The organism is Shewanella oncorhynchi (genome assembly GCF_012584455.1).
GTDB lineage: Bacteria > Pseudomonadota > Gammaproteobacteria > Enterobacterales > Shewanellaceae > Shewanella > Shewanella oncorhynchi.
In genome coordinates, this window is the sequence record NZ_JABAEB010000012.1 from 87,995 (window position 1) to 100,367 (window position 12,373).

Sequence of the window (12,373 nt, forward strand, 5' to 3'; positions counted from 1 at the left end):
TTAGGGGTAGGGGAAATATTGTTCATTTTCCTGTGTGCAGGGTCAATTCAAAATGCTAAAATCTCTTTTAAAATAAGTATTTGTAAATATTTTGTGTTTTGATTTGAGTGTTTTCTAGGGTGACATTTAACCGAGGTCAACTCGGCAGTTACCTTTGTATGGGTTTGTTGCGCTAGCACCTACGTTGGAGTGAAATTGTGGATCAGGAAATAAGGCTCGAAATTTCGGCATGGTTAGCGGGCTTTGGGATTGATAGCCAACCCTCTGATGGAATATCGACCACAGTTATGGTCATTGCTTGCTTACTGTTAGCGAGCATCGCTTATTTTATTGTCCGACGCGTGGTGATTCGTGCGGTGAATATGGTAATCCTGCGCTCTAAGGCGACGTGGGACGATGTATTCATGCGTTATAAGGTGCTTGAAAAGCTGGCCATGCTTGTGCCCGCTATCGTACTTAATCTATTAGTGCCAATCGCGCTGACTGAGCATCCACTGCTAAGCGGGCTAGTCGACCGATTACTGAGTATTTGGTTAGTGGTGCTGATTATCCGCGCTATGTATGCAGGTATGGATGCGGTTGATGAAATTTCAGATGTGAATCTGGTGAGTCGGCGCTTGCCTGTTAAGAGTTTCGTACAGTTAACTAAGCTATTTTTATTCTTTGTTGGGATTATCGTTTCTATCTCAATCTTGGCCGATCAATCACCTGTGTACTTCCTCAGCGGCTTAGGTGTGGCAACGGGTTTTGTGATGTTAGTGTTCCGCGACACTATCTTAGGTTTTGTGGCGGGCATTCAGTTAGCGGCTAACCGTATGGTGAGTAAAGGCGACTGGATCCAGATGGATAAATACGGCGCCGACGGTGCGGTAGAAGAAGTCTCGTTGACCACAGTGAAAGTGCGTAACTGGGACAAAACCATCACTATGATCCCTGCTTATGCCTTAGTGTCGGATGCGTTTCGCAACTGGCGGGGTATGTCTGAGTCGGGCGGTCGCAGGATCAAACGCGCGATCAATATCGATATCAACAGCATAAAGTTTTTGACCGAGGAAGAGCGCGAACGTCTCAGTAAGATCAATTGCTTAAAAGAATATTTTCCCGCAAAAATAAACGAAATTCGTGAGTCGAATGCCAGAGTCTCTGACCTTGATATGAAAGTGAACGGCCGCCATTTGACTAACGTCGGCACTTTCCGCGCTTATCTGCAGGAATATTTACAGCGTCATGATAAAGTCCACAAGGAAATGACCTTAATGGTACGCCAATTAGCGCCGACCACTGAAGGGTTACCGATTGAGATTTATATCTTCACCAATGATACTCGCTGGGCGTTTTATGAGGCGATACAAGCGGATATTTTCGACCATGTGTTTGCTGTATTACCTGAGTTTGGTCTGCAGGCGTTCCAAGCGCCCACCGGCAATGATATTCGCAGTTTAAAGTCAGTTAAGGTCGACTAGTTTGATGGCTGTCGATGATTATCGATTTAGTTTCGAGAGACAAGAATCGCGGCTAAGGTGATAAATACACCGCCGCTGGTTCTGTCAAACCAATGCAGCTTGTTGCTCGCCTTTAGGCTGGGCGCAAGTACATTGGCCATGCAGGCATAAATCATCACAAAGCTAAAATCCACCACGGCCCAAGTGACTGCAAGAATGGTCAGTTGCGGTAATTGCGGCGCGGCAAGATTGATAAATTGCGGAAACAAGGCGGCAAAAAACAGTAAATCCTTCGGATTACTGATCCCCACTAGAAACGCCTGCTTATAAAGCTGCGCAGGCGTACCTTTGCCCTCTGACGGGCTAACTTCAAGGGCTTGCCCCTGGTTTTTCGTCAATAACAGCTTAATACCTAAAAATACTAAATAGGCCGCGCCGCACCATTTGAGCAGGGTAAAACCGTATTCTGAGGCGCTAATAATCGCCCCCAGTCCTGCCGCTGACGCCATCATTAAGATTAAAGCGGCGCTAACACTGCCAAGGCCTGTAGCTATGCTACGCATCTTGCCGAAGTGGATCCCATGGGACATAGATAACATAGCGATAGGGCCGGGTGAAATCCCAATCAATACAATGGCAAATAAATAGAGTAACCAAGTTTCGGGTTGCATATTTGCTGCTCTAAATGGAATAAATGTTAATGTTTAGCACTCGCTATAAAATCAGGGATCACCTTGGGATGACGGCCTTTAATGGTGCGATAGAAGCTCAAAATCTCTTGCATGTCGGTCACGATATCGTCACTGGGTTGCAGTGGTATACGGATAACGACAGTGCGGCGGCTAAAATCTAAGCCAACGGGTGTAATGGGTACTTGGGCCTTGCTGGCGATATGATAAAAGCCGCACTTCCAGCGCGTCACTGGGCCGCGGGTGCCTTCTGGCGCTAGCGCTAACTTGTAATCGGATTTTGACTCAAACAGCTGCACGGCGGCATCGACTAAGTTGTTATTCTTGCGCCGATCCACCGGACTGCCGCCAATGGCGCGGAAAAACCAGCCCCAAGGCGGGATAAAGAGTTGGTGTTTGCCGAGAAAGTGAATGCGGATACCTAGGGCGCCACGGGCTAAAATGCCGACAATGAAGTCCCAGTTACTAGTGTGCGGCGCAACTATGATGATGTATTTAGCACAGTCGGGCAGTTGGCCTTCTATCTGCCAGCCTGAAGTTTTAAGTAGCCAACGGCAAAGTGGTGTAAACATAGTTCGGTGCCCAGAGTCGAAAAATTAATAATATCATCAGCTTTTTTAGATTTTAAACTGGCTTAAACAAGATAGTCTGTACTTAATTCGTTATAGTACAGTTTAACCTGATTGATTGTGGGGGAACGATACTATGTTGAAAAATGGACTATTAAACAAGGTTATCTGGCAGCGTGTTTTTGCGGCACTGTTACTCTTGCTGACTTGTCATGTTAATGCTGTGCCGACGGATGAAATTACGCAGATGCTCAAAGGCCAAGAAGACGCCTGGAATCGCGGTGATCTCGATGCTTATATGCAAGGCTATTGGAAGAGTGATCAACTGCGTTTTGTCTCTAATGGTAAGTTTCGTTTTGGCTGGGAAGAAACTCTCGCTGCCTATAAGAAAAATTATCCAAATAAAGAAGCGCTTGGTGAACTGAAGTTCACTATCAAAGAAATAAAAATGCTCAGTAATTACGCCGCTATGGTTGTTGGGCGCTGGGATTTACGGCGGATAAAAGATGCCCCAACGGGCGCGTTTACTCTGTTGATTGAAAAAATCGACGATCGTTGGGTGATCACTATGGACCACAGTTCAGACTAAACCGTGTCCTTTACATTCAGTGCTGCACTGCAGTTCAAATTATATTTGCGATAATAAACAGTCTGGTTTGGCTGGCGGCTCGGCGGGCAGAGTTAAATGGAAATCCTGCTGTCCAAGCTGTCTACCTTTGCCATCGTATCTCACTTCGGTGAAATGCATACCGCCCTCAGCATCTTCGAGCAGAATGCTGGTGGATCGGGTGCCATAGTCGGGGTGACGAATATAAATCGCAGCTAAACGCCGTTCCCACTCGATCCCTACTCCCGTATTAGGCAGCTCATTATCTTGCGGCTGGGAATCGTCTTTCATTAGTTGTAACAGTACTTGCACTTCTATACTGCTGGACTGGCTGATTGCCGCTTCTAACGCCTGCTGTCCCTTCGCCATTTTCGGCCAAATATCATCGAGTGCACCATTGCTAATGGCATGAAATCCATCGGCAAGTTTTACTGTGTCTTTATTGATACTGTTAAAACAATATAAGTCAGTACCTTGGCCGAAGATGAGATTGAACGGCTGATAATTGTCGCTATGTTCAACGAGCCAATTAGGGCACACGAGCGACCCTGAGTTGAGCGTCATAGTAATCAGCTCGCCACGACTCCGCATGGCTTCAGGGTTCTTTTGCGGAACGCGCAGATTGGTTACGCCTGCGATTTGTCCTTGTCTATTGATGCCAAACCAAGTGCCACCGGCCTGCAGATCTTTACCCGCGAGTATGTTTTCTTCCGGCGGCCAAAAATGCGCTGGCGCAGTTGGTCTATGATGAAACTCATCGCGGTTGGCGCAGATGATTAAGGGATACTTAGGATGGGCATTAATGGCGACAAAGAGTATGCACATAGCAGGCTAAATTAATCCAAAGGTAGATTAACTTAGCCTGTCTGCTCACAAATGAACAGCGTTAGTGGTGCGAGTGCTTATCCGTTTTTGCGTGTTCATGTGCATGTTTATCGGCACTAGGCGTCACAACAGGTTTCTGCTCGTCAGTGTGCGAAGCGCTAGATTCGTGAGTATGTATATTCTCGTGGGAATGGCTATGCGCATGAGCTGCCGGTTTGCTAAGCATTAAGCGGCGTAAAAATTTACGTGGACCTAAGCGCAGTAAGCTGGCGGCAAACACCCCTGAGAGGATCAGTAGAGCAATTAAGTTCACGACTTCAGGCAAGGTAAATAAGGAGAACCATAGTGGCAAGCGTAATGCTGCGGCTAAGCTCAGCGCAATAATACTCAGTAATATCGCCCTTTGCGTCCATGTCATTAACTTAAGCTGAGCTATGTTGAGTACAGGTGCTGCAATCAGCGGCATCATAATCGCAATAGGACTCCAGCCACTATAAGCCAGTGCAAGAGCGAGTACGGCGGCGCCTAAGTTGCAGAAACGCATAGGTAAAAATACAAGTAATAGCACAACAACCTGTAGCAATGGATTGCTTAAGGGCATTGAAGGGTGGCCAATTAAATTCACTAATACTAGGCTAAGTAAAATCCAAGGTGCGCTGCGATCGACTAAATGAGCAAAGCCGAAACGCAGTGAATTGCTGGGTAATTTAGTGTGTGGATCGGTAATGGTGACGTTAGCATGGCTTAAATACGCACTCAGAATAAACACTACAAGCAATTGGAATAATGCTAACCAAGGACCAAGAAGTAGAGCTGTGATCACTAAGGCTTCAGGCCCAGCTAAGCGTTGGAACCAGCGACGGGCTAAACTACTATCCTGCGGCGTCAAACCTAATTTAAAGCGCAGCGCAGCCGCACCATAGCTCAGCAGCAACACGGGTGCGAGCTTTAATAGCCAAGTTATTAATTGCTCTGTGCTGTGATCATGGTGGGCATGTTCGTGGCCGCCTGAATCCATTAATAGCAGCATCACGAGTAAACCGATGCCGAGCAAACTACCTATGCCAGCTTGGTATTCATATTTGCCTTGCGTATCACTTTCATGCTGACCATGGGGTTGATGTAGTACCACATGCAGAATTGTGCCTGTAATAAAGGCTTGTAAGTAGACAGTGTCATCGATATTTAAATAAGGAAGTAGTTGCTCACCGGCGAAATAGCCTATGCCTGTAAATAGCATCTGGGCTGCAAAGATCATAAGTGTCCAACGTGTTCCGAGATGGGGTTTAAGTATCCACCATACTGCAAAACCGACGGGTAATTGGTGGAGTATGACACCAAGAGCTAGCAGAATGGAGTTATCGTCTTGCTGCGCCAAAACCATAGCGGTGCCATCGGTGATGGTATGCAGTAATAAGCCACCAATACCCAAGAAAAGCGTAAAATTATGGGTGACTTCTGAATAACGGTGAAATAGGCGTTCGCTGGCGGTAGGCCCCCAGATGCCGAGGAGTACAAAGACGATCGCAAGCATGCCACCATGCTCGAGTAATTCTGGCAAGATGTGGATCAGCACTAATCCGCCTAATGAGACGAATATAAAACCATCGAGCCCCTTTTGTAAGCCACTACTCGATGAGAAGTAGCGATAAAACAGAGGGCCAATTAAGAGTGCGATACAGCTAGCAAGAAGATAGAGCATGGATTCCACGGAAAATTTGCTGAAAAAACGCCATAGTATACCAGCTGTAAAGCAAAGTGAGCAGTGACTTGCAGGCAATTTACTCAACTGACATTTTATACTGTGTTTTGAAGGTGAGAATTTTATTCACTTTGGCCATTCTGCGGAGAAATTTTCAGATCTAACTCGAGAAAAGGTACTATACCCAAGCTACCTGAAGATACGAGTTTCAGAGCGCCTAGGGTGCTTCAATTCAAGGCGCATCAATGACAGAATGTCGGCCACCTTTTGAATTGTTGCAACACGGAAGTGGAGCTCCCTAGGCGCTCCGTTCCGGCGGGTTGTAACGTACTTTATGCCGTGTTGGTTATTTTTAACTTAGCCCACTAGGTCCGCAAATAACCGCCTTGCCTAAAGTGCGTTACATTCCCGCTGAATCCTGCATCTTCAGGTTGTTTGGGTATATAATATGGGCTTATTTGGCTTGGGTGTTGATACGTTAAATGGATATATTTTCTGCTGCGGTAATGTTGTTTCTGATCATGGACCCTTTGGGGAATTTGCCGATTTTCGCATCGATTCTGCGGCATATCGATCCCAAGAAACGTCGTAAGGTACTGATCCGCGAGTTACTTTTCGCCTTAGTGATCATGCTATCTTTCCTTTATGCGGGTGAGGCTATTTTAAGTTTCTTAAATCTTCGTTCTGAATCTGTGAGTATTGCAGGCGGTATTATTCTGTTTTTGATCGCGATAAAGATGATCTTCCCACAACCCGGTGGTGTCGTTGGATTAGCCGCGGGAGAAGAGCCTTTTATCGTGCCTATGGCTATTCCCTTGATGGCTGGCCCATCGATTCTTGCAGCCTTGATTTTACTGGCGCATACCGATAGCTCACGTATGGGCGATTGGACCATAGCGTTAGTGTCAGCTTGGGGGGCGAGTGCGGTGATCTTAATGTTTTATAAACTTTTCACCCGTGTGCTGGGGGAAAAGGGGCTCACAGCAGTCGAGCGTTTGATGGGTATGGTGCTGGTCATGATCTCAGTGCAAATGTTCCTCGACGGTATTTCAAACTATCTGAAAACCGCTGGCTAACTTTATCTAGTTTGATCAAAACGAAACCGTATTAACGTTGTTAATGCGGTTTTTTTATGGCTGAGATTTGGCTTGGAATTGAGTCAGCACAGAGGTTTGCTGAATATTTGCTGACAAAAGTGCAAATCTTACCTGCGAACAGGTGTATCAAGTTGTTACTGAGGTGCAGTGCTGCTAATGTCAAAAACTCTGTCTCTATCACTTGAAGACAGATAAACCCTGAGCAGGTTACTAATTAAAGGTAATTTGTCTTAATACAAAGAGACACTAGTCTTAATAAATAGAATGGCGTTGGCTGTTACAGTAAGGATGTTAAAAATGCGAAGTACAAAAGGCGTAACAGCGTTTGGACTGATGTTGGCATTGATTAGCGGCGCGAGTATTGCCGCTCCGAATCATACGCCTGCAGATGCGGGTGTGATTAATAAAGATCGAATTTTATATTGGTTGATTAAGCGTGGCGAAGTGGCCGCCGATGCCAGTGATAGCGTAAAGCAGGAGGCGATAGAAGCTTATATTCATCGCGCCACTTTGGCACAACCCAAAGCGCCGCGCATCGAAGTTGAAGCTGAACATGCGCGTCTACAAAGAGCTAAGTCATCGCAAATGATGCGCTCATCCGCACAGCGTTTACAGGCCGATGCGGATGTAAAGAAAACCGTAAAAGTGCTCACGGTATTAGTGGATTTTGCTGATCTAAAACATGATAACAATGGCTTAAAAGCGGGGGATACAGACATGTATTACCCGAGTTATCCTGCGTCCCACTACAAGGAATTACTCTTTTCGCCTACGGGCTTCAAAGGTCCACAGGGGCAGACGTTAGATTCGGGGTATCAATATTATCAAGCGGTTTCTGGGCAAACCTTCTCCTTTACTGGGGATGTGAAGGGCTGGTATACCGCCTCGCAAAATGCTGAATACTATGGTGTTAATGATCCAGATACCCGTAGTGATTCACAGGTCGAACAATTGGTAAAAGAAGCCGTATCTCAAGCTGTTGCAAATATGTCTGCAGCTGAGTTGGCGAGTTATGATGTTGAAGACCAAAATGATTTGAACAATAACGGTAATTACGATGAGCCCGATGGCATTATCGACCATGTGATGATTTTCCACTCTAGCGTAGGCGAAGAGGTCGGCGGCGGAAAACTAGGATCGAGTGCGATATGGTCGCATCGATATTATGTCGACCAAGCAACCAATGGTTATGCGCTTCCTGGTACGAACAAAAAAGTATTCGGTTATACAATCCAGCCTATCGATGCGGCAACGGGCGTGTGTACCCACGAGTTTGGCCATGATCTAGGTCTGCCTGATGAGTACGATACCTCTGAAAATGATAAGAAAGACGGCTCGCCTGTGGGGCTATGGTCTTTAATGTCTGGTGGTAGTTGGGCTGGTGCTATTCCTGGCGCTCAGCCGAGTGGTTTTAGTCCTTATGCTCGATCTTATCTACAGAAAAGATACAAAGGTAAGTGGTTGAATGAACGTGAAATCACCTTAGATAGCATTCCCAAATCAGGCATGGAAGTGACGTTGAATGAGGCGGTTAATCATCAGGCGGTTAATCAGATCTCTATTCCGCTCCCTCTTGTATTAATTCCTTTTAAAACACCTTATCAGGGCAGTTATCAGTATTATTCTGGCCAAGGAAATATGCTGAATAACAGCATGAATTTTAATGTTAATTTACCTGCCGTAACCACAGATAAACTGATTCTGAGTATGAAGGCTAGTTGGAGTATTGAGCCTAACTATGACTACATGCAGGTGAAAGTGGATGGTGTGGCCATTGCGGGTAATTACACTAAGTCGAACAATGCAATGAATAGTGCTCGTCATATCATCACTGGTGAATCGTCTGCGCTTGCTCAGGCGGAAGGTCGCGATGCTTGGGTAACATTAGAATATGATTTATCAGCATATTCTGGAAAATCTGTTGCTGTTGAGATCAACTATGTCACCGATGATTATACCTCTGAGTCAGGGATCGCTATTGATAACATCAGCGTTAAACAAAATACCACTGAGTTATATAGTGATAACGCTGAAGTCGCGGATAAAATGACGTTTAACGGCTATAGCCGGATTAAGGATTCTCGTCCGGATCCCAAATCTCAGTCTCGTTATATTATCCAGCTGCGTAGCCATAATGGTGTCGATGCGGGTTTGAAAGCAAAAAGCTTTGATCCCGGAGTTTTACTCTGGTTAGAAAATTTTAGCTACAGTGACAATAACGTTTCAGACCACGCTGGCCATGGCTTGATTGGCGTGATTGATGCTGACCAGAATATGATTGGCACTCGCTCTACCGACGTACAAATTCGTGATGCGGCCTTTAGTACAGTAAATCAAACCTTCTATTTGGAGGACAATCATCGCGATGCTGTCAGCCTGTTCGATGACAGCTTAGATTACAGCGCGCCACTACAGCCACAGTCAGGTATGGTGTTGCAGCAGCTAGGGTTGACAATGCAGGTACTATCGCAAGCCAGCAATAATGGTACTGCGGTTATTCGTCTTGCGAATGCGAACTCTGATGCTATAGCGCCGTTAACTGTCAGTTTTGGTAAGACAGTTAGTCAATTAGCGGTGAACTTCACCAGTAACGTTGATGGTGGTATGGGAGTATTAACCTACGCTTGGGATTTTGGTGATGGCACGACAAGCACTGTCACGGCGCCAACCCATACCTATGCGAAGGCGGGCACTTATACTGTGAAGCTTACAGTGACAGATGCGCAAAATACTAAGGCGATTAGCAGTTCGACGGTAACGGTTGTTGCACCTGTTACGCCTCCAGTAACTCCGCCGGCCAGTGAGAGTTCAGGTGGCGGCAGCTTAGGTTGGTTAAGCCTTGCCTTTCTTAGCTTATTGACTTGGCGCCGCAAGTTAAATGTGCACTAAGTTAAATGTCCACTAAGTTGATTGTTTGAAACCCGAACAAAAATGCCTCTGATCTAGAGGCATTTTTTATCTGTCTTGAGGCTAAATTCTGACTAAGCTTTGAATGAAGTCTAAAGTTTACAACTGACGGATAGCTTGCTCGGCCGCTGGAAGAAAGATTTCGCTGACGATCATTTCATGCTCACCGTGATGGAAATAGCGGCGGCGTCCCCAGAGTGCATGTTCGACACTTTGATCTAAACTTTCAGCTAAGTGGGCAAGGCGACTACAGGTTTCGAAACTGGCCACTTCGATTCTACCGGGGATGAAGTTATCTTGGCTAAACAGTAATTCACCTAAGGGGCGAGTACCCAAACTAAGGAAATCCATTTTGCGCTCGGCCATTAATTTTTCAGGGATCAAGGTTCTGGCAAATACCCAAGGTATCGAGTCGAGGCAAAGCAAGACTTCACGGATCCATACAGCACCTTGCTGGGGATATTCGCCCTCTAAGGGAGCATGCAGTCCTTCGCCTAGTATCTTTACTTCAAATTGAGCGCAGCAAGTTTTGAGTTTTTGCGTTAGGCTGCCAGTGGCAAGCAACCATTCTTTCAAGGGCGATTTGGGGAGTTTGTCGGCAAGATCGGCTGAAAACCACTGAATAGATTCACCATAGGGAAAGCTTAAGCTAGTCACATTCATTAAATACTCGTTACAATATAAACAAACGTCGGCAGTCTAGCATGTCGCGACGCGAGCATATATACCCAAGCTACTTCCAGATACGGACACTGCATCTTCAGGTTGTTTGGGTATATACCCAAGCTACTTCCAGATACGGATACTGCATCTTCAGGTTGTTTGGCTATATAGATTGGGAAGTTTCTTCCATTATCATTATTGTTTTAGGGAGCCGTAAGTCGCTATGAAAAAATTACTTTCAGTCTGTCTTATCTTGGTTACAAGTATTTTCAGTGTTTATGCGGCCGATGAAAAAGAAGCTGCACCTGCAGCAGCAACCCCACCTACGGGTGAGTATGCCTACTATGGTTTCGAACCCGAAATTGTCACTAACTACATTTCTAATCGCAAGAAATTGGGTTTTGTGAAGATTAGCGTTGAGTTAATGGTAAAGAGTCCAGATGATCTAGTGACAATTGAGCTCCATAATCCATTATTACGAGCCGCAATTGTTGAAGTGTTAGGCAATCAATCGGAAGAGAAGATTAAATCACTCACGGGTCGTGAAGAGATTCGTCGAGAGTGCTTTGAAATGGTCAACAATTTGATCACCAAAGAAGCTGGCAAACCCTTGATCGTAAACTTATTGTTTACCTCTTATCTGTACGATTAATTTACTGCCCCATTCCATGGGCTGACTTAGGTCGGCCCACTGCGTTACAAGAGCTATTATGTCAAAACCTGCCGTTAAACCCGTCCAATTAGTGACTGCGAAACGCCTAACGAGTACAGCCAACATTGGTCATGCAAAAACTAAAGCACCAAAGCAGGCTAGAACTGAGGTGAAAGGCAAAGTGAAGTCGGTCAAAAACAGGCCTAGTGCTGAGATCAAAAAAGCTTTGCATCCTCGAAATGTACACTTGAACGGCTATGATTTTCCGGCGCTGATGAGTTCATTCCCTAAGCTAAAAGCCTTTGTTCGACCCACGCCTTATGGGGCTTTATCGGTCGATTTTGCCGATCCGTTAGCAGTTAAAATCCTTAATGCGGCGCTACTGAAACACCATTATGGGATTGAATCTTGGGATATTCCTGATGGAGCGTTATGTCCTCCTATTCCCGGTCGAGTCGATTATTTACATTATTTAGCAGACCTTTTAGCCGAAGGCGATAATGTATTTGCTTTGGATAAAACTAGGGTATTAGATATCGGCACTGGCGCGAACGGTATTTATCCCATATTGGGTTGCCAAGTATACGGTTGGCAATTTGTCGCCTCGGATATTAATGCCCATTCACTCAGTAATGTGCAGAGTATTATTGAGCAAAACCCAGTGCTGCAAGGGCAGATAAGTTTACGATTACAGCCAAATGACAAGGCGGTCTTCAAGGGAATCATTCAAGCCGGAGAATGTTTTGCGTTAACCCTGTGCAATCCGCCATTTCATGCCTCTATGGCTGAGGCGAGCGAAGGTACAAAGCGTAAGGTGAATAATCTGCAGCTCAATCGGGGTGGCTTGGTAAAGATTGTACCTAAGCTGAATTTCGGCGGTCAAGCGGCTGAGCTTTGGTGCCAAGGTGGTGAACGACAGTTTTTAGCGACTATGATCCGTGAGAGTCAAATATTTGCAGATCAATGCTTATGGTTTACTAGTCTAGTGTCGAAGAAGGAAAACCTGAAACCTTGTTATCAAGCCTTAGCGCAGTTGAAAGTCGATACTGTGAAAACGATTGAGATGCAGCAGGGTAATAAAATTACGCGGGTTTTAGCGTGGAGCTTCCAGTCAGCAGCTAAGCGAAAAATCTGGCGCGGTGAACACTTAGCCCGTTAAGGCTTTTTGGGTATGACCCAATTAAGTACTATTAACAAAACAGGCGCTAATGGCGCCTGTT

At 45.6% G+C, this 12,373-nt stretch carries 11 protein-coding genes; 6 read left to right on the plus strand and 5 right to left on the minus strand.

Annotated elements, in window-relative coordinates; translation table 11 throughout:
• Window positions 1-197 precede the first annotated feature (197 nt).
• Window positions 198-1,463 carry a mechanosensitive ion channel family protein gene (locus HGO26_RS17930; protein ID WP_168826910.1) on the plus strand — a complete coding sequence of 422 codons (1,266 nt, stop codon included), beginning with the start codon at window positions 198-200 and terminating at the stop codon, window positions 1,461-1,463.
• A 26-nt stretch (window positions 1,464-1,489) separates the two neighbouring features.
• Here HGO26_RS17930 and HGO26_RS17935 read toward each other — a convergent pair whose 3' ends face one another.
• Both HGO26_RS17935 and HGO26_RS17940 read right to left on the minus strand, forming a co-directional pair.
• Window positions 1,490-2,113: a LysE family translocator gene (locus HGO26_RS17935; protein ID WP_168826912.1), complete on the minus strand. Its 624-nt coding sequence runs from the start codon at window positions 2,111-2,113 to the stop codon at window positions 1,490-1,492.
• Between the two features lie 26 nt (window positions 2,114-2,139).
• Window positions 2,140-2,703, minus strand: coding sequence for a lysophospholipid acyltransferase family protein (locus HGO26_RS17940; RefSeq protein ID WP_168826914.1), 564 nt, complete (start codon window positions 2,701-2,703; stop codon window positions 2,140-2,142).
• Between the two features lie 133 nt (window positions 2,704-2,836).
• On the opposite strand from HGO26_RS17940, the gene HGO26_RS17945 reads away from it, so the two are divergent.
• Window positions 2,837-3,289, plus strand: coding sequence for a YybH family protein (locus tag HGO26_RS17945; protein WP_168826916.1), 453 nt, complete (start codon window positions 2,837-2,839; stop codon window positions 3,287-3,289).
• Window positions 3,290-3,328: 39 nt separating this feature from the next.
• On the opposite strand, the gene HGO26_RS17950 is transcribed toward HGO26_RS17945, so the two are convergent.
• Together HGO26_RS17950 and HGO26_RS17955 are read right to left on the minus strand one after the other, a co-directional pair.
• Entirely contained in the window at window positions 3,329-4,132 is an 804-nt protein-coding gene (locus HGO26_RS17950; RefSeq protein ID WP_168826918.1) for an NRDE family protein, read from the minus strand.
• Between the two features lie 61 nt (window positions 4,133-4,193).
• Window positions 4,194-5,834, minus strand: a complete 1,641-nt coding sequence (locus tag HGO26_RS17955; RefSeq protein ID WP_168827001.1) for a ZIP family metal transporter — start codon at window positions 5,832-5,834, stop codon at window positions 4,194-4,196.
• A 482-nt stretch (window positions 5,835-6,316) separates the two neighbouring features.
• Here HGO26_RS17955 and HGO26_RS17965 point away from each other — a divergent pair, with 482 nt between their 5' ends.
• Both HGO26_RS17965 and HGO26_RS17970 read left to right on the plus strand, forming a co-directional pair.
• Window positions 6,317-6,910 carry a YhgN family NAAT transporter gene (locus tag HGO26_RS17965; RefSeq protein WP_011848195.1) on the plus strand — a complete coding sequence of 198 codons (594 nt, stop codon included), beginning with the start codon at window positions 6,317-6,319 and terminating at the stop codon, window positions 6,908-6,910.
• 318 nt (window positions 6,911-7,228) lie between these two features.
• Window positions 7,229-9,820 (plus strand): immune inhibitor A domain-containing protein, encoded by a 2,592-nt coding sequence (locus HGO26_RS17970; RefSeq protein WP_168826920.1) that lies wholly within the window; start codon window positions 7,229-7,231, stop codon window positions 9,818-9,820.
• Between the two features lie 117 nt (window positions 9,821-9,937).
• Here HGO26_RS17970 and HGO26_RS17975 read toward each other — a convergent pair whose 3' ends face one another.
• On the minus strand, window positions 9,938-10,501 hold the full coding sequence (locus HGO26_RS17975) for a chorismate--pyruvate lyase family protein (RefSeq protein ID WP_131525672.1): 564 nt from the start codon (window positions 10,499-10,501) through the stop codon (window positions 9,938-9,940).
• A gap of 223 nt (window positions 10,502-10,724) precedes the next feature.
• On the opposite strand from HGO26_RS17975, the gene HGO26_RS17980 reads away from it, so the two are divergent.
• On the plus strand, window positions 10,725-11,153 hold the full coding sequence (locus HGO26_RS17980; RefSeq protein ID WP_168826922.1) for a flagellar basal body-associated protein FliL: 429 nt from the start codon (window positions 10,725-10,727) through the stop codon (window positions 11,151-11,153).
• A 58-nt stretch (window positions 11,154-11,211) separates the two neighbouring features.
• Entirely contained in the window at window positions 11,212-12,312 is a 1,101-nt protein-coding gene (gene rlmF, locus HGO26_RS17985; RefSeq protein WP_168826924.1) for a 23S rRNA (adenine(1618)-N(6))-methyltransferase RlmF, read from the plus strand.
• The last annotated feature ends 61 nt before the right edge of the window (window positions 12,313-12,373 follow it).

Coding starts and splice junctions, on each gene's coding strand:
- HGO26_RS17945 (WP_168826916.1), top strand. CDS start 2,837: ATGTTGAAAAATGGACTATTAAACAAGGTTATCTGGCAGCGTGTTTTT.
- HGO26_RS17980 (WP_168826922.1), top strand. CDS start 10,725: ATGAAAAAATTACTTTCAGTCTGTCTTATCTTGGTTACAAGTATTTTC.
- HGO26_RS17940 (WP_168826914.1), bottom strand. CDS start 2,703: ATGTTTACACCACTTTGCCGTTGGCTACTTAAAACTTCAGGCTGGCAG.
- HGO26_RS17935 (WP_168826912.1), bottom strand. CDS start 2,113: ATGCAACCCGAAACTTGGTTACTCTATTTATTTGCCATTGTATTGATT.
- HGO26_RS17950 (WP_168826918.1), bottom strand. CDS start 4,132: ATGTGCATACTCTTTGTCGCCATTAATGCCCATCCTAAGTATCCCTTA.
- rlmF (WP_168826924.1), top strand. CDS start 11,212: ATGTCAAAACCTGCCGTTAAACCCGTCCAATTAGTGACTGCGAAACGC.
- HGO26_RS17955 (WP_168827001.1), bottom strand. CDS start 5,834: ATGCTCTATCTTCTTGCTAGCTGTATCGCACTCTTAATTGGCCCTCTG.
- HGO26_RS17970 (WP_168826920.1), top strand. CDS start 7,229: ATGCGAAGTACAAAAGGCGTAACAGCGTTTGGACTGATGTTGGCATTG.
- HGO26_RS17965 (WP_011848195.1), top strand. CDS start 6,317: ATGGATATATTTTCTGCTGCGGTAATGTTGTTTCTGATCATGGACCCT.
- HGO26_RS17975 (WP_131525672.1), bottom strand. CDS start 10,501: ATGAATGTGACTAGCTTAAGCTTTCCCTATGGTGAATCTATTCAGTGG.